Origin of the sequence: Novosphingobium sp. FSW06-99 (genome assembly GCF_001519065.1) — a bacterium.
GTDB lineage: Bacteria > Pseudomonadota > Alphaproteobacteria > Sphingomonadales > Sphingomonadaceae > Novosphingobium.
In genome coordinates this window covers 72,422-93,891 of record NZ_KQ954254.1, presented here as the reverse complement: position 1 = coordinate 93,891, position 21,470 = coordinate 72,422, and the positions used below count along the sequence as shown (strand labels likewise).

At 66.4% G+C, this 21,470-nt stretch carries 23 protein-coding genes; 14 read left to right on the top strand and 9 right to left on the bottom strand.

What is annotated here, in order from left to right; all coding sequences use genetic code 11:
• Nucleotides 1-2: 2 nt before the first annotated feature.
• The 3 genes from AQZ49_RS07210 to AQZ49_RS21750 are packed head-to-tail and all read left to right on the top strand — an operon-like array spanning nucleotide 3 to nucleotide 2,769.
• On the top strand, nucleotides 3-1,697 hold the full coding sequence (locus tag AQZ49_RS07210) for a magnesium chelatase subunit D (RefSeq protein WP_067614464.1): 1,695 nt from the start codon (nucleotides 3-5) through the stop codon (nucleotides 1,695-1,697).
• Nucleotides 1,694-2,581, top strand: a complete 888-nt coding sequence (bchO, locus tag AQZ49_RS07205) for an alpha/beta fold hydrolase BchO (protein WP_067614462.1) — start codon at nucleotides 1,694-1,696, stop codon at nucleotides 2,579-2,581. The genes AQZ49_RS07210 and bchO overlap by 4 nt, the downstream gene beginning before the upstream one ends.
• Nucleotides 2,578-2,769, top strand: coding sequence for a hypothetical protein (locus AQZ49_RS21750; protein ID WP_082701628.1), 192 nt, complete (start codon nucleotides 2,578-2,580; stop codon nucleotides 2,767-2,769). Before bchO ends, AQZ49_RS21750 begins: the two co-directional genes overlap by 4 nt.
• Here the strand turns inward: AQZ49_RS21750 and AQZ49_RS07200 are convergent.
• Together AQZ49_RS07200 and crtD are read right to left on the bottom strand one after the other, a co-directional pair.
• A complete protein-coding gene (locus tag AQZ49_RS07200; RefSeq protein ID WP_067614460.1) occupies nucleotides 2,716-3,648 on the bottom strand; it encodes a hydratase in 933 nt (310 codons plus the stop codon). The two genes, AQZ49_RS21750 and AQZ49_RS07200, sit on opposite strands and share 54 nt — an antisense overlap.
• Nucleotides 3,549-5,102: a 1-hydroxycarotenoid 3,4-desaturase CrtD gene (gene crtD / locus AQZ49_RS07195; protein WP_067614458.1), complete on the bottom strand. Its 1,554-nt coding sequence runs from the start codon at nucleotides 5,100-5,102 to the stop codon at nucleotides 3,549-3,551. Before crtD ends, AQZ49_RS07200 begins: the two co-directional genes overlap by 100 nt.
• 63 nt (nucleotides 5,103-5,165) lie before the next feature.
• Between crtD and AQZ49_RS07190 the strand changes: the two genes are divergently transcribed.
• The 11 genes from AQZ49_RS07190 to AQZ49_RS07145 all read left to right on the top strand — a co-directional run bounded on the left by AQZ49_RS07190 (nucleotide 5,166) and on the right by AQZ49_RS07145 (nucleotide 16,183).
• Nucleotides 5,166-6,284: a methyltransferase gene (locus AQZ49_RS07190; protein ID WP_067614921.1), complete on the top strand. Its 1,119-nt coding sequence runs from the start codon at nucleotides 5,166-5,168 to the stop codon at nucleotides 6,282-6,284.
• Between the two features lie 98 nt (nucleotides 6,285-6,382).
• Nucleotides 6,383-7,309, top strand: a complete 927-nt coding sequence (gene bchC, locus AQZ49_RS07185) for a chlorophyll synthesis pathway protein BchC (RefSeq protein WP_156428194.1) — start codon at nucleotides 6,383-6,385, stop codon at nucleotides 7,307-7,309.
• Nucleotides 7,306-8,289, top strand: a complete 984-nt coding sequence (locus AQZ49_RS07180) for a chlorophyllide a reductase iron protein subunit X (protein ID WP_067614456.1) — start codon at nucleotides 7,306-7,308, stop codon at nucleotides 8,287-8,289. Before bchC ends, AQZ49_RS07180 begins: the two co-directional genes overlap by 4 nt.
• A 12-nt stretch (nucleotides 8,290-8,301) precedes the next feature.
• Nucleotides 8,302-9,807, top strand: coding sequence for a chlorophyllide a reductase subunit Y (bchY, locus tag AQZ49_RS07175; RefSeq protein ID WP_369819102.1), 1,506 nt, complete (start codon nucleotides 8,302-8,304; stop codon nucleotides 9,805-9,807).
• A 1-nt stretch (nucleotide 9,808) separates the two neighbouring features.
• Nucleotides 9,809-11,254 carry a chlorophyllide a reductase subunit Z gene (gene bchZ / locus AQZ49_RS07170; RefSeq protein WP_067614454.1) on the top strand — a complete coding sequence of 482 codons (1,446 nt, stop codon included), beginning with the start codon at nucleotides 9,809-9,811 and terminating at the stop codon, nucleotides 11,252-11,254.
• Nucleotides 11,255-11,378: 124 nt separating this feature from the next.
• On the top strand, nucleotides 11,379-11,531 hold the full coding sequence (pufB, locus tag AQZ49_RS21745; RefSeq protein ID WP_082701626.1) for a light-harvesting antenna LH1, beta subunit: 153 nt from the start codon (nucleotides 11,379-11,381) through the stop codon (nucleotides 11,529-11,531).
• 59 nt (nucleotides 11,532-11,590) lie between these two features.
• Nucleotides 11,591-11,770, top strand: coding sequence for a light-harvesting antenna LH1, alpha subunit (pufA, locus tag AQZ49_RS07165; protein ID WP_067614452.1), 180 nt, complete (start codon nucleotides 11,591-11,593; stop codon nucleotides 11,768-11,770).
• A 156-nt stretch (nucleotides 11,771-11,926) separates the two neighbouring features.
• Nucleotides 11,927-12,751, top strand: a complete 825-nt coding sequence (gene pufL, locus AQZ49_RS07160; RefSeq protein ID WP_067614450.1) for a photosynthetic reaction center subunit L — start codon at nucleotides 11,927-11,929, stop codon at nucleotides 12,749-12,751.
• Nucleotides 12,752-12,766: 15 nt separating this feature from the next.
• The gene (gene pufM / locus AQZ49_RS07155) at nucleotides 12,767-13,741 is read left to right on the top strand and encodes a photosynthetic reaction center subunit M (RefSeq protein WP_067614448.1); all 975 of its coding nucleotides are present in this window, start codon (nucleotides 12,767-12,769) and stop codon (nucleotides 13,739-13,741) included.
• Nucleotides 13,738-14,871: a photosynthetic reaction center cytochrome PufC gene (gene pufC / locus AQZ49_RS07150; RefSeq protein WP_067614446.1), complete on the top strand. Its 1,134-nt coding sequence runs from the start codon at nucleotides 13,738-13,740 to the stop codon at nucleotides 14,869-14,871. Before pufM ends, pufC begins: the two co-directional genes overlap by 4 nt.
• A 58-nt stretch (nucleotides 14,872-14,929) precedes the next feature.
• On the top strand, nucleotides 14,930-16,183 hold the full coding sequence (locus AQZ49_RS07145) for a DUF3422 domain-containing protein (protein ID WP_067614444.1): 1,254 nt from the start codon (nucleotides 14,930-14,932) through the stop codon (nucleotides 16,181-16,183).
• Nucleotides 16,184-16,214: 31 nt separating this feature from the next.
• Here the strand turns inward: AQZ49_RS07145 and hemA are convergent, their stop codons facing one another.
• The 7 genes from hemA to puhA are packed head-to-tail and all read right to left on the bottom strand — an operon-like array spanning nucleotide 16,215 to nucleotide 21,470.
• Nucleotides 16,215-17,435: a 5-aminolevulinate synthase gene (hemA, locus tag AQZ49_RS07140; RefSeq protein WP_067614442.1), complete on the bottom strand. Its 1,221-nt coding sequence runs from the start codon at nucleotides 17,433-17,435 to the stop codon at nucleotides 16,215-16,217.
• Complete coding sequence (gene puhE, locus AQZ49_RS07135; protein ID WP_067614440.1) at nucleotides 17,432-18,235, bottom strand: putative photosynthetic complex assembly protein PuhE; 804 nt, start codon at nucleotides 18,233-18,235, stop codon at nucleotides 17,432-17,434. Before puhE ends, hemA begins: the two co-directional genes overlap by 4 nt.
• On the bottom strand, nucleotides 18,232-19,302 hold the full coding sequence (acsF, locus tag AQZ49_RS07130) for a magnesium-protoporphyrin IX monomethyl ester (oxidative) cyclase (protein WP_067614438.1): 1,071 nt from the start codon (nucleotides 19,300-19,302) through the stop codon (nucleotides 18,232-18,234). The genes puhE and acsF overlap by 4 nt, the downstream gene beginning before the upstream one ends.
• Nucleotides 19,299-19,595 carry a hypothetical protein gene (locus tag AQZ49_RS07125; protein ID WP_067614436.1) on the bottom strand — a complete coding sequence of 99 codons (297 nt, stop codon included), beginning with the start codon at nucleotides 19,593-19,595 and terminating at the stop codon, nucleotides 19,299-19,301. The genes acsF and AQZ49_RS07125 overlap by 4 nt, the downstream gene beginning before the upstream one ends.
• Nucleotides 19,592-20,071, bottom strand: coding sequence for a photosynthetic complex assembly protein PuhC (puhC, locus tag AQZ49_RS07120; protein ID WP_067614434.1), 480 nt, complete (start codon nucleotides 20,069-20,071; stop codon nucleotides 19,592-19,594). Before puhC ends, AQZ49_RS07125 begins: the two co-directional genes overlap by 4 nt.
• Nucleotides 20,068-20,706, bottom strand: coding sequence for a photosynthetic complex putative assembly protein PuhB (puhB, locus tag AQZ49_RS07115; protein ID WP_067614432.1), 639 nt, complete (start codon nucleotides 20,704-20,706; stop codon nucleotides 20,068-20,070). Before puhB ends, puhC begins: the two co-directional genes overlap by 4 nt.
• On the bottom strand, nucleotides 20,703-21,470 hold the full coding sequence (puhA, locus tag AQZ49_RS07110) for a photosynthetic reaction center subunit H (protein WP_067614430.1): 768 nt from the start codon (nucleotides 21,468-21,470) through the stop codon (nucleotides 20,703-20,705). Before puhA ends, puhB begins: the two co-directional genes overlap by 4 nt.

The window sequence follows — 21,470 nt, the reverse complement described above, 5'->3', positions numbered from 1 at the left end:
CCATGCCCGATCCGCACGCGCCGGATCGGTTTGGCGATGCGCGGATCGCGGCGCGGCTGTGCGCGATCGATCCCGGATTGGGCGGCCTGATCGTGCGCGGGGGTGGCGATCTGCGCGAAACCCTGGTGACCGATCTGCGCGAGGCCTTGCCCGCCGGGGCGCCGGTGCGCCGCATACCGACCCATATCGATGATGACGGCCTGTTGGGCGGGATCGACCTGACCGCCACGTTGGCGCAGGGCAAAGCGGTCACGCGCAGCGGCCTGTTGCAGGCAGCGCATGGCGGCATGGTGATCGTGCCGATGGCCGAGCGCCTGCCCGATGCCGTGGCCGCGCGGATCGCAGCGGTGATCGATACCGGCACGGTGGTGACCGAACGCGATGGCCAGGCCCCGGCCCGGTTCGTGATCATGGCGCTCGACGACGGGATCGCGCTCGAAGAGCACCCACCCGCCGCCTTGGCCGAACGCATGGCGTTCTGGATCGATCTGGCGGACCTGTGCGCGCCGACGCCCCCCGCACCCGCTGACGAGGCCGGCGAAAGCGTGTCGCCGTACGAAGCGATCGACATCATCGCGCGCACCGCGGCCGCGCTGGGGATCGATTCGGTACGACCCGCGCTGTTTGCCTTGCGCGCGGCCCGGGCGCGCGCGCATCTGGCCGGGCGGCACGCGATCACCCTGCCCGATCTGGCCTTTGCCGCGCGCATGGTGCTGGCCCCGCGCGCCACGCGCATGCCCGCCACGCCCGATGAAGCCCCCCCCGATCAACCGCCACCCGATGCCGAAGCGGACGAGCGCGATGACGGCGAGCAAAGCCAGCGCGAGCCCGGCCCGATCGAGGATGTGGTGCTGGAGGCCGCCCGGGCCGCCATACCCGCAGACCTGCTGACCCGCATTGCCGATGGCAGCGCGCGGCGGGCGCGTACCAATGCCATGCGCGGCAAGGGCGCGCGGCGCAAATCGGCGTTGCGCGGGCGCCCGATGGGGGCAACCGCTGGCGTGCCCGGTGGCGGCAGGCGGCTCAGCGTGATCGACACCCTGCGCGCGGCCGCGCCTTGGCAAAGGCTGCGCGGTGCGACCGACCGCATCGTGATCCGGCGCGACGATCTGCGTGTGCGACGGTTTCAGACCCGTGCCGAAGTGCTGACCATCTTTGCCGTCGATGCATCCGGCTCTGCGGCGGCGGCACGGCTGGCCGAGGCGAAAGGCGCGGTCGAACTGCTGCTGGCCGAGGCCTATGTCAAACGTGCGCATGTCGCCCTGGTGGCGTTTCGCGGGCCGGGGGCGGATCTGTTGCTGCCCCCCACGCGCAGCCTGACGCGCGCGCGGCGGATGCTGGCCGAATTGCCCGGCGGCGGTGGCACGCCCCTGGCGGCAGGGCTGGCCGCCGCGCGCGAACTGGCCGAGGCGGCGCGGGCGCGCGGGCGCACGCCATTCGTGATCGTGCTGACCGACGGGCGCGCCAATATTGCCGCCGATGGCCGCGCCGTGCGCAGCCAGGCCGAGGCCGATGCCACCGCCGAGGCAACGGCGATGCGGCTGGCGGGCATTCCGGCGGCCTTTGTCGACACGTCGGCGCGACCAAGGCCGGAAGGCGCCGCGATCGCCGCCGCGATGGGCGCGCGCTATCTGCCACTGCCGCGCGCCGATGCCGGCGCGATGCACGCCGCGATCGGCCGGGCGCAACCGGGATGAGCCAGGCGCCGCGCTGGGATGTCGAAGGGCACGCCTGGCCCAACCGCACGGCCAGCCGGTTTGTCACCGTGGGCCCGCTCCGCTGGCATGTGCAGGTGCTGGGCGACGATACCGCGCCGGTGCTGCTGCTGCTGCACGGCACCGGCGCCGCCACGCATAGCTGGCGTGATCTGGCGCCGCTGCTGGCCACGCATTTCCGGGTGATCGCGCCCGATCTGCCGGGGCATGGCTTTACCGGCGGGCGCCCCGGCGGCGGTCTGACGATGCCCGCGATGGCGCGCGCGGCGGGCGATCTGATGGCGGCGCTGGGCGCCGATCCGGTGGTGATCGTGGGCCATTCCGCCGGGGCGGCGATCGGCATTCGCATGGCGATCGACGGCATTGCGCGCCCGCGCGCGATCATCGGCCTCGGCGCCGCACTGCTGCCGATTGCGGGGCTGGCCGGGGTGCTGTTTCCGTCGCTGGCGCGGATGCTGTTCGTCAATCCGCTGGCGCCGCATCTGTTTGCCCGCACCGCACGTATCTCGGGCGAAACGGCGCGCTTTCTGGCGCGCAGCACGGGATCGCGGATCGATGCACAAGGGATCGCCTGGTATCAAAGCCTGTTTGCCACGCCTGCGCATTGCGCGGGCGCGGTGACGATGATGGCGCAATGGGACTTGGCGGCGCTGCGCCGCGATCTGCCGCGACTGGCCACCCCGCTGCTGCTGATCCATGGCGCGCGCGATGCCGCGATCCCGATCGCCCATGCGCGCCAGGTGGCAGGCATCGTCAAACAGGGCTTGCTGATCACCCTGCCCGATCTGGGCCATCTTGCGCACGAGGAACAACCGCAGGAGATTGTCGCCCTGATCATCCCCTTTGCACAGGAGGCCAACCGATGAGCAGTGCCTATTTCAGCCTATTCGACATGGCGATCTGCAGCATTCCCGCGCTCGGCATCGGGATCTGGCAACTTGTCTCGGTCAATCGCGAGATCGCCAGGGACAAGGCTGGCGAACAGGCCCGCAAGGCGCGCCTACCAGACGATGCGCGGCATGCGGTAGGGGAGCATGGACTGGACGATCGGTGAGCGGAAACGCCCGAGCGACAGGCTTTCATGCACGGCGCGCACGTCTTCGCCGAACAACCGGGTGGCCAGCATCGAACGCGCATAGAACGGGGCATCGATCCACGTTTTGACGACGCGCGGGGTCGATCCCGCATCGGCCCGCGTGGCCCGTTTCACCAGCCAGCCGGTGCGCGGCAGGGCGGCGGGCGCGGGCTGGAATGCATCGTGCCAGTTGCCCTGCCGGTCGAGCCGCAGCGCCAGATCGAACGGCGTGCCATCGCGCCGCTGCCCGTCGTACAACACCGCGACATCATCCCGCAGATGCGCGCGAGACCAGTGCCAGTCGTTGAAGCCGTCTTCGAGCGGTTCGTCGCCAAAGTTCGAATCGAAATAGCCGGGCCCCGACCAGCACACCCCGGGATGCGTCATCGCCACTTCGACATGCGCGCGCGGCGCCACCGGATGCCACCGATGCCGCCCGGCGGGATCGAGCGCAAACGCGGTCGAACCGATCATTTCAGGGGTGATCCGCACCGTGCCGCGCACTTTGTAGGGCAGTGGTGCCGACACTTCGGCGATCTCGATCACCAGTGTCGCGCCGTCCCAATAGATCCCGCTGGGCCCGACCGCCAGATGGACCGGTGAACGGCTGACCCGGCTGGCCGGGCGCTCGGTCATTGCCCAGGCCGATCCGCGTGGGCCATTGAGTGCGACATTGATCGCACAATGGTTGTCGGGCCGGGCACGCCCGCTGAACTTGTAATAGGGCGAAAACACGCTGCCGATAAACGCGATGATGGTCAGGCCGTGGGCACCGTCTGCGCTGGTCGCATCGATATACCACCAGGCATAGCCACCCGGACCGACCGCAACGTCGAAGCGCGGTCCGACAGCAGGCATTCGACGGCTAGCCGGCCGGAAAGCGCGGCCATCGGCACGCCCGCGCCCGGATGGGTGCTCCCGCCCGCGCAATAGAGCCCAGGGATCCGTGTCCGGCTGCCCTGCCGGCGGAAGGAGGCCGCCCACCCGTGCGAGGCCGGTCCATAGAGGGCTCCACCCGTCGAGGGAAACAGCGTCTCGAACCCGCCCGGCGTGGTCAGCACCGTCGAGGGCGCCAGTTCGAGCGAAAGGCCGCTCTGCCAGACCCTCTCCAGCATGTGCCGTGTGCATGTTGCGATCTCCGCTGGTGTGATGGGGCTGACGTCGCCAAGCGGCGGCGCGTTGACGATGATCTGGACACGTTCGGTGTCACCCGCAGGCGCATGGTCAGGGCCATCGCGATCCTGCGCACAGATATAGACGCTGGGCGCGCCAGCCAGCCGACCCTGGGCCAGCGCGACAAATTCCGCCGCATAGTCGTCCGAAAAGAACACGTTGTGGCGCACCAGCGGAAAGCCGTGCACGCGCGCATGCCCGGTCCACACCATCGCGCCGAGCGAGCGCCGCCGCAGCGGCACTGCCGTGGTTGCGCGGCGCGCCGCCGCACCGAAGCGGCCAGCGCCGATCGCCGAGGGATCGGCGTTGCACACCACCGCACCGGCCGCGATGCGTTCGCCGGTACGCAGCACGACGCCGCTCGCCCGCCCGCGCTCGACGGCAATTTCCGACACGGGCGCCCCATAGCGAAAGCAGACGCCGTTCCTGCGCCCCAGCGTTTCGAGCGCCTGCGCCAGGCGATGCATCCCCCCCTCGATCAGCCAGACCCCGCTCGCCTCGACATGTGCGATCAGCATCAAGGTGGCCGGGCAATCGAACGGGGACGATCCGCAATACGTGGCATAGCGGCCAAACAACTGGCGCAGGCGCGGGTCTTCGAAATAGCCGTCGAGTGCCCGCCACAGCGACGTATAGGGCCGCAAGGTGCAATAGTCGGAAAACCCGCGCAGCCCCATCCGCCAGCCCAGCGTGATCGGATCGGTGTTGGTCCGCCGCAGGAACGGTCGATCGAGCGCGTCGAAAATGCGCTTTGCCTCGGCGCGAAACGCACGATAGCCCAGCGCCGCCCGGGCACCGGCAAATTCGCCGATCGCCGCCTCGCTGGCGGCCGGATCGGCAAACAGGTCGAGCCGATCCGCGCCCCAGGCGTGGCGGGCCAGAATGGTCGCCGGGTGCATCGTCACATGGTCTTCGAGCGTGGCCCCGCACCGGGCGAAAATGTCGGCGAACACGCCGCGCATGGTGAACACCGTCGGCCCGCCATCGATCGCCTGGCCATCGACCATGACCGAGCGCAGCTTGCCACCGGGCCCCGCGCCTGCCTCTACCACGGTCACGTCGCAGCCGCGCGCAGCCAGCAAGGCAGCGCTGACCAGCCCGCCGATGCCCGCCCCGATCACCACCACGTGCTCGTTCATGCCGCCACGCATCCTTTCGTTGACGCAAGGCTAGCATGTGTCCATTAGAATTGACACATGCAAATGCAAACAAGTCTGGACTATGGCTGGCGAGGCCGCTGGATCGCCTGGCGCAATCGCGTGCTGGCCAGCCCCGGCTTTCAGCGGTTCGCCGCGCGCTGCATGCTGACCCGCCCGGTCGCACGGCGCCGGGCGCGGGCGCTGTTCGATCTGGTGGCGGGGTTCACGTATTCGCAGATCCTGGCCGCCTGTGTCGAAACCCGCCTGCTCGACGTGCTGGCCGAGGGCCCGCTCGACACCGCCGCAATCGCCGCCCGCTGCGCCTTGCCCGATGATGGCGCGTTGCGCCTGCTGCGCGGTGCGGCGGCGCTGCGGCTGGTCGAACCGCTGGGCCAGGGCTGGGCCCTGGGCAGCGACGGCGCGGCCCTGCTGGGCAATCGCGGCATTGTCGAAATGGTCGCTCACCACCACTTGCTCTATGCCGATCTGGCCGATCCGGTGGCGCTGTTGCGCCGTGGCGGTGGTGGCGGCGCACTGTCGGGCTTGTGGCGCTATGCCGAATCGCCGGGCAGTGGCGACACCGCGGCAGTGACTGCCTATTCGGCGCTGATGGCCGCATCGCAGCCCATGATTGCTGCACAAGTGCTTGATGCCTATCCATTTCATCGCCACACGCGATTGCTCGACGTGGGTGGCGGCGAAGGCGCGTTCCTGGCCGCGGTCGGCGCCAGGGCGCCCGTGCTCGAACTGACGCTGTACGATCTGCCCGCCGTGGGCAGGCGCGCGCGGTCGCGACTCGACCTGGCCGGCATGGGTTCGCGCGTGCAGATCCGGGACGGCGATTTTCTCGCCGATCGCTTGCCGCAGGGGTATGACATCATCTCGCTGATCCGGGTCCTGCACGATCATGACGATGGCCCGGCGCTGGCCTTGCTGCGCAATATTCGCGCCGCCTTGCCGCCGCGCGGCACGCTGCTGATTGCCGAACCGATGGCGCAGACCCCTGGGGCAGAGCCTGCGGGCGATGCCTATTTCGGCTTTTATCTGCTGGCGATGGGGTCTGGCCGACCACGCAGCCCCGAGGCGATTCGCGCCATGCTGCGCACCGCCGGTTTTGCGCAATCGCGGTTGCTGCGCACCGCGATGCCGCTGACCGCCCGGATTATTGTCGCGACCTGTTGAGGCAACTGTCCACCATTCTTGACATTGCTTTATGTCAAGTTACAGTGACAGTCGTAAACGGAGCTCAACCGGAGCTTCCTGACTCGGGGGACGTGCATGTGAACGCGTTGGCGGTCATCCTGGAAGCGCCGGAACGGATCGCGATGCGGCCGCTTGTGCTCAATCCGATGGACCGCGACGATGTGCGCGTGGCAGTCGACTGGAGCGGCATCTCCTCGGGCACCGAAAAGCTGTTGTGGACCGGCCGCATGCCGCATTTTCCCGGCATGGGCTATCCGCTCGTCCCCGGCTATGAATCGGTGGGCCATATCGTCGATGCCGGGCCGGACGCGCGCGACCGCATCGGCGAATGCGTGTTCGTGCCGGGCGCCAATTGCTATCAGGATGCACGCGGTCTGTTCGGCGGCACCGCCAGGACGGTGATCGTGCCCGCCGCGCGTGCGGTGCGTATCGAACCGACGCTGGGTCGCGACGGCATCCTGCTGGCGCTGGCCGCCACCGCGCATCATGCCGTGGCGAGCGGCCCGGCGCCCGATCTGATCGTCGGCCATGGCATTCTGGGCCGTTTGCTTGCGCGCCAGGTGATTGCCACCGGCGCCCCGGCCCCGGTGGTGTGGGAAACCAGCCCGGCGCGGCGCGAGGCGGCCGGTTATCCGGTGATCGATCCGGCAACCGACACGCGCCACGATTATCGCACGATCTGCGACGCCAGCGGCGCCCACGATGTGCTCGACATGCTGATCCCCCGCCTTGGCAAAGGGGGAGAGATCGTGCTGGCGGGGTTTTACGACCGCCTGTCGTTCGCCTTTCCCGCCGCGTTCATGCGCGAGGCGCGGCTGCGCATCGCCGCCGAATTCACCCCCGCCGACATTGCCGCAACCACTGCGCTGATCGCGCGCGGCGCGCTGCATCTGGGCGGACTGATCAGCCATGTGCGCCCGGCGGCGCAGGCGGCGCAGGCCTATCCCCAGGCCTTTGACGATCCCGATTGTCTGAAAATGGTCCTCGATTGGAGTGAACTATGAGCATGCTCGATCCCGGACAGTTGCGCGATGAAGCGGATGAAGAGCCCGATCCCGTCCACACCGGGCCGGTCACCAGCCAGACCCAGATCATCGCGATCTATGGCAAGGGCGGCAGCGGCAAATCGTTTGCGCTCGCCAATCTCAGCTACATGATGGCGCAGCAGGGCAAGCGCGTGCTGCTGATCGGGTGCGATCCCAAATCGGATACCACCAGCCTGCTGTTCGGCGGCAAATCGACCCCGACGATCATCGAGACCTCTTCGCGCAAGAAACTGGCGGGCGAGGAGATCGGCATCGAGGACGTCTGTTTTCAACGCGACGGCGTGTTCGCGATGGAACTGGGCGGCCCCGAGGTCGGGCGCGGCTGTGGCGGACGTGGGATCATCCACGGGTTTGAAACGCTGGAAAAACTGGGCTTCCACGAATGGGGCTTTGACTATGTCCTGCTCGATTTTCTGGGCGATGTGGTGTGCGGCGGGTTCGGCCTGCCGATCGCGCGCGACATGTGCCAGAAAGTGATCGTGGTCGCATCGAACGACCTGCAATCGCTCTACGTCGCCAACAACGTGTGCAAGGCGGTCGAATATTTCCGCAAGATGGGCGGCAATGTTGGCGTGGCGGGCATGATCCTGAACAAGGACGACGGCACCGGCGAAGCCAATGCCTTTGCGCAAGCCGTGGGCATCCCGGTGCTGACCGCGATCCCCGCCAACGAAGATATTCGCAAGAAAAGCGCCAACTACCAGATCATCGGCAAGCCCGGCGGGCAATGGGCCTCGCTGTTCGAGCAACTGGCGCTCAATGTCGCCAGCGCGCCGCCGCTGCGCCCCGCCCCGCTCGATCAGGATGGACTGCTCGGCCTGTTCAGCGCCGATGTGACGGGCGCCGATTTCTCGCTGAAACCCGCCACCCAGGCCGACATGCGCGGAGGGGCCTTTGTGACGAAGCCCAGCCTCGAAGTCGTCTATGACGAGGTCTGACCGGTGGATGTGATCACCCCCCCACGCGAACGCGATCGCATCGATCTTGCGCCGGACGGGGCCTGCGGATCGCACGACACGCTGCGCGCCGCCGCCGTTCAGGCCGGCAAGTCGGACATTCTGGCGCGCTATGCCGCCGATTATCCGCAAGGTCCGCATGATCAACCGCAATCGATGTGCCCCGCATTCGGTTCGCTGCGCGTGGGTTTGCGCATGCGGCGCACCGCCAGCGTGCTGTCGGGATCGGCCTGCTGTGTCTATGGGCTGACGTTCACCGCGCACTTCTATGGTGCCAGACGCAGCGTCGGCTATGTGCCGTTCAGCTCAGAAACGCTGGTCACCGGCAAACTGTTCGAAGACATCCGCGATGCGGTGCAGGATCTGGCCGATCCGGCACTCTACGACACGATCATCGTCACCAATTTGTGCGTGCCCACCGCGTCGGGCGTGCCGCTGCAACTGCTGCCCGACCAGATCAACGGGGTGCGCGTGATCGGCATCGATGTGCCCGGTTTCGGCGTGCCGACCCATGCCGAGGCCAAGGACGTGCTGGCTGGGGCGATGCTGTCCTATGCCCGCAAAGAGGCCGAACAGGGCCCCGTGGCCGCGCCGCGTGAACGCCCCGACCGGCCCACCGTGACCCTGCTGGGCGAAATGTTCCCCGCCGATCCGCCGGGTATCGGCGTGCTGCTGGCGCCGCTGGGGCTGGCCGCCGGGCCGGTGGTGCCGACGCGCGAATGGCGCGAGCTTTATGCGGCGCTCGATTGCGCAGCGGTCGGCGCGATCCACCCGTTCTACACCGCCAGCGTCCGCGAATTCGAAGCCGCCGGGCGCACCGTGGTCGGTTCCGCGCCGGTCGGGCAGCATGGCACGGCGGCCTGGCTCGATGCCATCGGGCGCGCCTGCGGCGTGGCGCAACACACCATCGATCTGGCCAAGAACACCTTTCTGCCGGCCATCGCCGGGGCCCTGGCGGCCCGCCCGATCAAGGGCCGGATCACGGTGTCCGGCTATGAAGGGTCGGAACTGCTGGTGGCGCGACTGCTGATCGAAAGCGGCGCGGAGGTGCCCTATGTCGGGACGGCCTGCCCGCGCACGGTATGGTCCGATCCCGATCGCGAATGGCTCGAAGCGCACGGCGCCCGCGTGCAGTTTCGCGCCAGCCTGCAACAGGACATTGCTGCGGTCGAGGAATTCGGGCCCGATCTGGCGATCGGCACGACCCCGGTGGTACAGCACGCCAAGCAGAAATCGATCCCCGCGCTCTATTTCACCAACCTGATCTCGGCGCGCCCGCTGATGGGCCCGGCCGGCGCGGGCAGTCTGGCCATGGTGGTCAATGCCGCGCTGGCCAACCGGCACCGGTTCGACCGCATGACGGCGTTTTTCGACGGGGTCGGCACCGGTCATGCGGCAGGCGTGTGGGAAGACATGCCGGTCGATCATCCCGAGTTCAAGGCGCGCTTTGCCGCCAAACGCATCGCCGCGGCCAAGGCCGAAGAAAGCGTGGGGGTGTGACATGACGCTCATCCTCGATCACGACCGGGCCGGCGGATATTGGGGCGCGGTCTATGCGTTCACCGCGATCAAGGGCCTGCAGGTGATCATCGACGGCCCGGTCGGTTGCGAAAACCTGCCGGTCACTTCGGTGCTGCACTATACCGACGGCCTGCCGCCGCATGAATTGCCGATCGTTGTGACCGGCCTTGGCGAACAGGAACTCGGCCGCGACGGCACCGAAGGCGCGATGAAGCGGGCGTGGAAAACGCTCGATCCCGATCTGCCCGCAGTGGTGGTGACCGGATCGATCGCCGAAATGATCGGCGGCGGCGTCACCCCCGAAGGCACCAATATCCAGCGGTTTCTGCCGCGCACGATCGACGAGGACCAGTGGCAGGCCGCCGACCGCGCGCTGACCTGGCTGTGGACCCAGTTCGGGCCAAAGAAAGCCCCGGCCGTGCGCGCGCCAAAGCCGGGTGAAAAGCCGCGCGTCAACCTGATCGGGCCGATGTACGGCACGTTCAACATGCCCAGCGATCTGGCCGAGATCCGCCGTCTGGTCGAAGGCATCGGTGCCGAGATCAACATGGTCTTTCCGCTCGGCAGCCATCTGGCCGACGTGCGCAAGCTGGCCAATGCCCATGTCAACGTGTGCCTCTATCGCGAATTCGGGCGCGGCCTGTGCGAAGCGCTGGAACGGCCCTATCTGCAGGCGCCGATCGGGCTGACCTCGACCACGCTGTTCCTGCGCACGCTGGGCGAATTGACCGGGCTCGATCCCGAACCGTTCATCGCGCGGGAAAAGCACACCACGATCAAGCCGTTGTGGGATCTGTGGCGTTCGGTCACCCAGGATTTCTTCGGCACGGCCAGCTTCGGCATTGTCGCCACCGATACCTATGCGCGCGGCATCCGCCACTTCCTCGAAGACGACATGGGCCTGCCCTGCACCTTTGCCATATCGCGCTGTGCGGGCAGCAAATCCGACAATCAGGCGGTCAAGGCGATGATCGCAACCAACCCGCCGCTGGTGCTGTTCGGCAGCTTCAACGAACGGATGTACATGGCCGAGGCGGGCGGGCGCGGGGTCTATATCCCCGCCAGCTTTCCCGGCGCGGTCATCCGCCGCCACACCGGCACCCCGTTCATGGGCTATGCCGGTGCGACCTATCTGGTGCAGGAAGTGTGCAACGCGCTGTTCGACGCGCTGTTCCACATCCTGCCGCTGGCGGGTCAACTCGACAAGGCCGACGCCACGCCCGCGCGCATGCAGCGCGAACTGGCCTGGGACGCCGCGGCCAAGAGCGAACTCGATGCCATGGTCGAACGGGCACCGGTGCTGGTGCGCATTTCGATGGCCAAACGCATCCGCGATGCCGCCGAGCGCGCCGCGCGCCGGGCGGGCGAAGCCTCTGTCAGTACCGAGCGCCTGGCGCTCGCCGTTCATGAAAGCCGCGACCCATAGGCGCGGCTCGCCTTTCCCGCCGAGCGCGGGTTCACAGATCCTCGCAGGCACTGGGCCCGCGTGGATGCCGTCGGGGAGCGCCAAACACGCTCCTGCCCTCGTCGGGAACAATGGAGACGCAACTATGAGTGATCCAGAAAAGCTGGGACCGGGCACATACCTGACCCCCGAAGAAGCCAAGGAATTTCACAAGCTGTTTGTCAGCAGCTTTCTGATCTTCACCCTCGTGGCGATTATCGCACACGTGCTGGTCTGGAACTGGCGCCCCTGGCTCTAAGACCCGGTCAAAAGGGTCTGGCACCGAAACCTGGGCAGTAAACGAGAAGGAACCACGTTATGTGGAGAATTTGGTTGATATTCGACCCGCGTCGCACGCTGGTCGCGCTGTTTGTATTCCTGTTTGTGCTGGCATTGCTGATTCACTTCATCCTGCTCAGCACCGATCGCTACAACTGGCTGGACGGTCCGCACAAGAAGGCGGTCGCTTCGGCGATGGCCTCACCGGCGGGAACCTGACGGCAACGATGTCGCGCATCCGCGCGAGGTCCGTTGATATGTCGCGCACACGCGCGACGGGGAGCTGACGAGACCGGGCCCCGATACCGGTTTCGTCACTCGCCAACACTCCAATGACAAAAAGACCCGGCCCCTGCCGGGAGGCGGAGACGTGCGATGGCGCTGCTGAGCTTCGAGCGAAAATACCGGGTGCGAGGAGGCACGCTCATCGGCGGTGACCTGTTCGACTTCTGGGTCGGCCCTTTCTTTGTCGGTTTCTTCGGCGTGACGACCGCGATCACCGCGTCGCTGGGCACCGCGTTGATCTTCTACGCAGCCTCGCTGGGGCCGACGTGGAACCCGTGGCTGATCAGCATCGCCCCGCCCGATATCAGTTACGGTTTGCGCCTGGCGCCGCTGCGCGAAGGCGGGTTCTGGCAGATCATCACCATCTGCGCGATCGGGGCGTTTGTCTCGTGGGCCTTGCGAGAGGTCGAGATCTGCCGAAAACTGGGCATCGGCTATCATGTGCCGTTTGCCTATGGCTTTGCGATCTTTGCCTATGTCTCGCTGGAGGTGATCCGGCCGTTCCTGCTGGGCGCGTGGGGCTTCGGCTTTCCCTACGGCATTTTCAGCCATCTCGATTGGGTGTCGAACACCGGGTATCAGTACCTGCATTTCCACTACAATCCCGCCCACATGATCGCGGTGAGCTTTTTCTTCGTCACTGGCGGCGCGCTCGCCTTTCACGGCGCACTCGTGCTGTCGTCGGTCAATCCGGCGCCGGGCGAAGCGGTGAAATCGCCCGAATACGAAGATGCCTTTTTCCGCGACACCATCGGCTATTCGGTGGGGACGCTGGGCATTCACCGGCTCGGGCTGTTCCTGGCGCTGTCGGCCGGGTTCTGGAGCGCGATCTGCATCATCATTTCCGGCCCCTTGTGGACGCATGGCTGGCCCGAATGGTGGAACTGGTGGCTCAACCTGCCGATCTGGTCCTGAGGAGGAGCATTCCCGATGGCACGCTATCAAAACATGTTCACCCAGGTGCAAGTGCGCGGCCCGTTAGAAGCCGGCCCTCCCTTGCGTGACGCCAGCTTCACCCGCACCGGTACCGGTTTCTACAATTACTGGATGGGCAAATTCGGCAATGCCCAGATCGGGCCGGTCTATCTCGGCACGCTGGGCATGGCATCGCTGATGTTCGCCTTTCTTTCGTTCGAGATCATCGGGCTCAACATGTGGGCCAGCGTGAACTGGAACCCGATCCAGTTCGTGCGCCAGTTGCCCTGGCTTGCGCTGGAACCGCCGGGGCCCGAATACGGATTTTCGATGTTCGTTCCGCTCGACAAAGGCGGCTGGTGGCTGATCGCCGGGTTCTGCATGACAACGTCGCTGTTGCTGTGGTTCCTGCGCACTTATCGCCGGGCGCGGTCGCTGGGCATGGGCACGCATGTCGCCTGGGCCTTTGCGGCGGGCATCTTCCTGATCCTGACGCTGGGTTTCATCCGCCCGATGCTGATGGGCAGTTGGGCCGAAGCAGTGCCGTTCGGCATCTTTCCGCACCTCGACTGGACGGCGGCGTTTTCGATCCGGTACGGCAACTTGTTCTATAATCCGTTCCACTGCCTGTCGATCGCGTTCCTCTATGGCTCGACGCTGCTGTTTGCGATGCACGGCGCGACGATCCTGGCGGTGGGCCGCTATGGCGGCGAACGCGAAATCGAACAGATCACCGATCGCGGCACCGCCTCCGAACGCGCGGCGCTGTTCTGGCGCTGGACGATGGGGTTCAACGCCACGATGGAATCGATCCACCGCTGGGCATGGTGGTTTGCCGTGCTGACCCCGCTGACCGGCGGCATCGGCATCCTGCTAACCGGCACCGTCGTCGACAACTGGTATCTGTGGGCCGTCATGCACCACTACGCGCCGGGTTATCCGGGCACGGGCGTGATCGATCCCGCAACTTTGCCGGGAGCACCGAAATGAACCGCATCGATCTTACCAGGACCGCCCTGATGGCGGTCGGCGGCCTCGGCATCATGATGCTGGGCGGGTGCGAACCTGGCCCCAAGCAGACCACGCAGAACGGCTATCGCGGCGCGGGACTCGACCAGATCGTCGATGTGCGGCACATGATCAAGACCGCCGCGATCCCCGATGCGCCCTATCCGCTGCCACCCGATGGCGGGCCCAAGGCGGGCGAGACCTATCAGAATGTCAAAGTGCTGAGCGGGCTGAGCACCGAACGGTTCAACCATCTGATGGCCGAGATCAGCCAGTGGATCGCCCCGCCCGAACAGGGCTGCGCCTATTGCCACAACCCAGAGAACATGGCCTCGGACGAAAAATACACCAAAGTCGTCGCGCGACGGATGTTGCAGATGACCCAGGCGATCAATTCGACCTGGTCGCCCCATGTCCAGAAAGTGGGCGTGACCTGCTATACCTGCCATCGCGGCAATGGCGTTCCCGCCTACAAGTGGGCCCTGCCCACCGGGGCCCCGCATCCGGGATCGATCCTGGGCAATCGCCATGACCAGAACGAACTGAGCCCGGACGCGGCCTATTCCGATCTGCCGACCACCGGGTTTGCCGACTATCTGTACGGATCGAACAATATCCGCGTCTATGGCACGACCGCATTGCCCAAATACGATGGCACCGGGGCCTCGGTGCAGACCGCCGAAAAGACCTATGGCCTGATGATGCACATGAGCAAGGCGTTGGGGGTCAACTGCACGTTCTGCCACAACACGCAGGCCTTTGGCGTATGGAACCTCAGCCGGCCGCAGCGTGCGACCGCCTGGTATGGCATCCGCATGGTCCGCGATATCAACAACACCTATATCAGCTCGCTGAAATCGGTGTTCCCCGACAACCACGACCGCAAGGGCCCGCTGGGCGACCCCTACAAAGTCAACTGCATGACCTGCCACCAGGGGCAGAACAAGCCGCTGGGCGGGGTCAGCATGCTGGCACAGGCCCCGGCGCTGTGGGGGCCGATCCCCGCCTTTGTCAAACCCGGCGCGGCCTCCGCCGCAGCGACGCCGGTGGCTCCCGCATCGCCGGTGCCACTGGCGATGAATGCAACCGCTGCACAACCGGCCATGAAGTGACCATGCGCCCCGCCGCCGCCATGGGCGAGGCGGGGCATGACCCCGGATCGGGCCGCGTATGACGATCCGCGATCATCCGCTGCGCGGCGCCTTGTCGGCGGAAATGCATGTGCGCCGCATGCCGCGCATGGCCGCACCCTGCCGCATGATGCAGGTCGTCACCGTGCTGGGCGAGGCGAACACCGACGACACGCGCGCGCATGTCGAGGCGCTGAAACGGCTGGCCACGGTGATCGTGCCGCTGTCGGCCAAATATGCCGTGCTGTCGATCGACGGGGTGACGCTGGTGTGGGAACGCCATACCGAATTCGCGACATACACCCTGCTGCGCCCCGGCATCAGCGCCGAACCGTTCAACCCGGCCGATTTCGATCCGGTGCGCGACAGGCTCTATGCCGGGATGCCGGGTGAGATCATCCGGTCGACCCAGATTGCGCTCGTCGCCGGGGCGGAATGGGAACCGACGGCGCTCGATCTGCCGCGCTGGTTTGCCGCCGAATCGACCGTGGTGTGCGATGTGGCGGATGGGCTGGCGCGGATTGCATCGGATTTCCGGCTCAACGCCGATGGCTACGGCCGCCTGCTGATCCACGATCGCGGGTTGCAGCACGACGAGCCCGGGCAACTGTTCATGCGCCTGCAGGAACTGGGCAATTACCGCAACATGGCCCTGCTCGGCCTGCCGCTGGCGCAGCAACTGACCCCCTCTGTCAGCCAGTTGCAGGCGCGGCTGGCCGAACTGACCCATGGCGTGTCCGAACGGTCGTCACAAGATGATCTGCTGCTCGACGAATTGAGCTTTCTGTCGGCCGAACTGGCGCGGCTGGTGGCCGAAACGCGCTATCGCATGAGCGCGACGCGCGCCTACGCCCAATTGAGCGAAGACCGGCTGGTCAGCCTGCACATCGGCGGGGTGCGCGGATACCAGTCGCTCGACGATTTCACCGAGCGCCGCCTGATCCCGGCGGTGCGCACCTGCGACAGCTTTTCGGCCCGGCTTGACGATCTGTCGCGCCGCGCGGCGTGGACCAGCGACTTGTTGCGCACACGCATCGATATCGCGCTGGCGCGGCAGAACCGCGATCTGTTGTCATCGATGGATCGCCGCACCGATCTGCAATTGCGCCTGCAACAGACCGTCGAAGGCCTGTCGGTGGTGGCCATCAGCTATTACCTGGTCGCGCTGATCGGCCATGTGCTGGGCGTGGTGACGATCGTTTCGCACGACGTGGCCATGGCGATCGCGGTGCCGCTGGTGCTGCTGCTGGTGACATTTGCCCTGTACCGGATGAAACGCCACATGCTGAAATAGCGCGGGCGCGCCCGGCGCGCCCGCGCGGGGATCAGGCCGCCATCGCGCGCCGGGCCAGTTCGCACATCGACCAGATTTCGCTGAGCGAGGACACCAGCTTGTCGATATCGGCATCGGTGTGCACCGGCGACGGGGTCAGCCGCAGACGTTCAGTGCCGACCGGAACGGTCGGATAGTTGATCGGCTGCAGATAGATGCCGTGGTGTTCCAGCAACCAGTCGCTGATGCGTTTGCACTTGTGCGCATCGCCCACCATGATCGGGATGATATGGCTGGGATTGTCGAGCGTGGGGATGCCCATCGCATCGAGGCGGCGACGCACCTGGGCCACGCGGTCGCGGTGGCGTTCGCGTTCGACGTTGCTGTGCTTGAGGTGACGGATGCTGGCGGTGGCCCCGGCGGCGAGCGCGGGCGGCAATGCGGTGGTAAAGATGAACCCGCTGGCGAAGCTGCGCACGAAATCGCACAGCGCGGCCGAGGCGGCGATATAGCCGCCCATCACCCCGAACGCCTTGCCCAGGGTGCCCTCGATCACGGTCACGCGGTCCATCAGCCCTTCGCGTTCGGCCACCCCGCCGCCGCGTGGGCCATAGAGGCCGACACCGTGGACTTCGTCGAGATAGCTCATCGCCCCGTGCCGTTCGCACACATCGAGGATTTCGGCGATCGGCGCGATATCGCCATCCATCGAATAGACGCTTTCAAACGCCACCAGCTTGGGCAGCGAGGGATCGAGCGCCGACAGCCGCCGGTCGAGATCTTCGGGCGAATTGTGCACGAATTTCTGCACCGGCGCGCGGCTGTGGCGGATGCCTTCGATCATCGAGGCGTGGTTGAGCGCGTCGGACAGGATGACGCAGCCGGGGATGCGCGCGCCCAGTGTGCCCAGCGCCGCCCAGTTCGAAACATAGCCCGACGTGAACAGCAGCGCCGCCTCTTTCCCATGCAGGTCGGCCAGTTCGGCTTCGAGCAGGACATGGCTGTGCGTGGTGCCCGAAATGTTGCGCGTGCCGCCCGCGCCCGCGCCGCAGCGATCGAGCGTTTCATGCATGGCGCCCAGCACGGCGGGATGCTGGCCCATGCCCAGATAGTCGTTCGAGCACCACACCGTCACCGGGCGGGAATCGTCGCCCACATACTGTTGCGCGGCGGGAAAGGCGCCCGCCTTGCGTTCCAGTTCGGCAAAGATGCGATAGCGACCGTCATCCTTGAGCTGCGCGAGTTCGCTGGTGAAATAGGCCTCGTAGTTCATTTGATCTTCCCCGCTTGCTCAAAGAGGATGGCCGGCTTTGCAGGGCCGGCTGATGGTGATGATGCCCATTGAAACAGTTTGGCGTCGCGCAGCGGCAGCACCAGAAACAGGTGTTCGACCACGCCCAGCGCCGCCAGGCCCGCCAGCAGCATGCCGCTGGCCCACGCCCCGCTGCCCGCCGCCGCGCCCTGCCCCGCCTGCCACGCCCGGACGGTGATCGCCGCGCCCAGCACGATCGAGAACGGGAACAGCGGATTGCAACGCGCCTTGTGAAAATAGCTTTTGAGATAGGCGAGATGATCGGGAAACACCTCGTCGCTGAGATTGGGCACGCCCAGATAGAGGTTGAACTTGGCCGACAGCCGCAACACGAACAGCAGCAGAAAGGTCAACGGTGCAATCTGGTTGGGCTGCCCCCAGGTGACCGCAAACAGCACGATCGCCGTTGCCGCAATCGCCAGTTCGTGGTGGATGACTGTCGCGGTGGCCGCACAAAACCGGCGCCAGCCGGTCGCCCCTTCCGGGCATGGCGCGCGATTGGGCCCGGCGACGATGCCCATCAGAAAGCTCATTTCGTGCCAGCCCCAGATCACGATCGCCGCCGCAAACCCGGTATAGGCGCCCGCCGCGCTGGCATCCCCGGCCTGCGCCCACACCAGCCGGATCGCCGCCAGCGCCAGCACCCCGCACACAGTCAGGCTGGTCGCGTAAGTCGCGCGCGGACGGCTGTCGAGCCAGACGATCGCAGCCGTGCCGATGAACCACATCAGGAACGCAAAGAGGAGCGGGGGAACGATCACCAGGCCGGGACCAGCCGCACGGTGGCAGGCGCGACATTGCGTTTGACCGGCGTGAAATAGAGCCCGGCAAAGGTCGCCCCGGCGGCAAGCGTCAACCCGGCGCGCTTGACCGCCCCGATCACCCCGCCTTGGGCCCGGGCCGCATCGATCCGCCCCGCGATGCGCCGCATGCGTTCCAGCCCGGCGCGGAAACGCGGGGAATCGCTGTCGAGCACGACGGGGAACACCTGCCGGCTGATCGTCGAGCAGACGTTGAACACTTTGTGATCGTATTCGGTCGGGTCCATCCCCAGCGCCTTGTGAAAGGCGGGCCGGTTGTGATCGCGCACGTACATCGTGGCATAGACCGACACCAGGAAGAACCGGATCCACAGCCGGTTGACCCCGGTCAGCAACTTGGGATCGGTGCGCAACAGGATCGCAAAGGCTTCGCCATGGCGGAACTCGTCGTTGCACCATTGTTCAAACCAGTTGAAAATCGGGTGGAACCGCAATTCCGGATGCCGCGCCAGATGGCGGAAGATCGTGATATAGCGGGCATAGCCGATCTTTTCGCTGAGATAGACCGCATAGAAAATGAACTTGGGCCGGAAATAGGTGTATTTCTTGGCCTTGGTCAGAAACCCCAGATCGATGCCGATGCCCGCATCCTTCAGCGTTTCGTTGATGAACCCGGCGTGGCGGCTTTCATCGCGGCTGAGCAGGCGGAACAGTTGCTTGATATCGGGGTTGGTCACGCGCCTGGCGATTTCGGCGTAGAGGATGCAGCCGGAAAATTCCGAGGTGAGCGAACTGACCAGAAAATCGACGAATTCCTGGCGCAGACCGTCGGGCAGGCTTTCGATCACGCCATCGAACGATTGCGTGCGCTTGAAATGCAGCTTGTTGGGATCACCCACCATTTCGGCGATCAGCGCATCCCAGTCGCGGCGCACCCCCGACACGTCGATACGGTCCATCGCGGCAAAATCGGTGGTGTAGAACCGCGGGGACAGGATGGTCTCCTTGCAAGCAGCGGCCATCAGGTCGCTGCTTGCCCCCGGTTTGATGTCGGTCATCGCGTTCATGGCATGGCCTCGTCGGTAAAGCTGACTTCCCACAGCTCGGTCATCTCGAAATGGCCGGCAAACTTGGTCCACAGGCGCCCCAGCGTGCTGGCCCGTTCGACCGTCGCCATGCGTTCGATCACGCGGCGTTCGCCAAAGCCCAGGCTGATCGGCGCGCCATGCACATGCACGGTGTCGCCCGGCCCAATCGACACGCCACCCGCCAGTTCGACATGCGCGCACAATTGCCGGTCGCTGTGTTCAACCTCGATCGTGCACGGCGTGTCGAAACGGATGCGGCGCAGCCCGATCATGACACCCCGCCTTTGGGCAACAGCGCCAGAAACGCGGCGCGGTTGGTCGAACCGAACGCGGTCAGTTCGATCGAGCGCCCCGTCGCGGTATCGGTCAGCGACAGTTCGCCATCGCGATAGAGCGCCAGATTGAACGGTGGCCGGTCGCCGATGCCGCGCATCCGCCGATCGCGCGCCAGCCCGCGCATGACCCCCCGGATAAACCCGGTCTTTTGCCCCGGTTCGATGATCGAGGCATTTTCGCCCCGGTCGGTGTCGGCGATCACCACCGCGCCATCGGGGCGATCGGTGAAGCGCAGATTGCGCTGTTCGACCGGCACCAGATGCTGCGCCGCGCGCATCGCCACCGGCGATGCGGCGGCGGGAATATGCGCCAGCCGCACCGTGGCGGTGGCGGTGAACGCAAACAGCACCAGCGCCCCGGCGGTGATCAGCGTGCCGCGCGGCAGCATGTCGGCGTGGCTGTGCGTGCTCATGCCTCGATCGCCTCTGCAAACGCGGGCGCACGCGGCGCGGGCGTGCCGGATAAGACGGCGTGACCCTGCGGATTGACCGCACGGCAGGCGCGGGCAATCTGCGCGGCCACGGCCCCGGCCTCGGGGATCGCGCGCAGCATCGGTTGCGGGGTGACAATCCTCCACGGCCGCGCATGGGGCCACAGCGCCAGGATGCCCAGCTTCGCCGGTCCCGCAATCACCAGCGGCACGTCGCCCGTGCCATCGGCATGGAGCGCCAGATCGACCGCGCCGATCATCTTGAGCGGCAGATTGATGCATTTGGGCACGGCGATGCCGATGCGCAGCACGATCCGCCGGTTGGTCAGCGTATAGACCGTGGTACGCGCCGCCAACAACGCCAGCACATGCAGCACTGCCACGCAGGTCAGCCCCAGCCCGGCGGTCAGTTCGACGCCGAGCCAGGTGCCATGCGCCGACCAGGCCGAAACCAGCGCCCAGGCGGCAAGCAGCGCGAAATAGCCCATGACCAGCCGCGTCCGGAACGCACCGCGTGCCAACGCCCGCCATTGGGGCGATCCCTGCCACACGATCTGTTCGCCCGGTGGCAGCATGCCGGGCAGGCCCCGGATCGGCTCGTTTTCATATTCGTTCACAGCAGTGGCTCCTGCCGATCGGCATTGGCGTAAAGATAGCCGCCGCCGAAATAGGCCTGCACGCGTTCTTCTTCGTACAGCGTGATCTGGTCGGTCGCCTCCAGCCGGGGCACGCCCGCAAACTGCGCAGCGTTGAGCGCGTCGATCACCACCCGGCGATGGCGCCGATCGACTTTGGCCATCATCATCGGCGCCAGCAGGGGCCCGCCTTCGGCGCCCAGTTGAATATAGCGGACCAGCCGGTCGGCCTTGTCGATCCACAGCGTGCTGACATGCCCGGCCACGCGGCCATCGGCACCCACCACCGGCCAGCCGGACAGATCCGAATCCGCACGCGCAATGCTGAACCCGGTGGCCGTGGTCAGCGGCACGATGCGCGGATGGCCCTCCATGTCGAGATCGGGGCGCTTGGCACGATTGGCCCAGGCGGCCGGGCCGATGCCGTCAACCAGCGGGTTGCCGGTCGGCGCATAAGGCGCACCGGCAAAGCGATCGGTCCGCTGTGCGGCAATATCGACCGGTTCGCGGCGCCATGCCGGCGCCGACACCGTGCCATGGCCAAATGGCAGCTTGAACGTCTTGGCCGCCGCGGTGTGCAGCACGCCGCCCACCGTATCGACCCGACCGCTCGCCTCGTCTTCCAGCGGATAGCCTTCGCGGCGATCTTCACGGCGCAGATAGAAGATCAGGCACACAAAGAACGCCAGGAAGGCCCAGAATACCAGCAAGGCGACATCGATCCCGCCAACAAGATTGGGATGCAT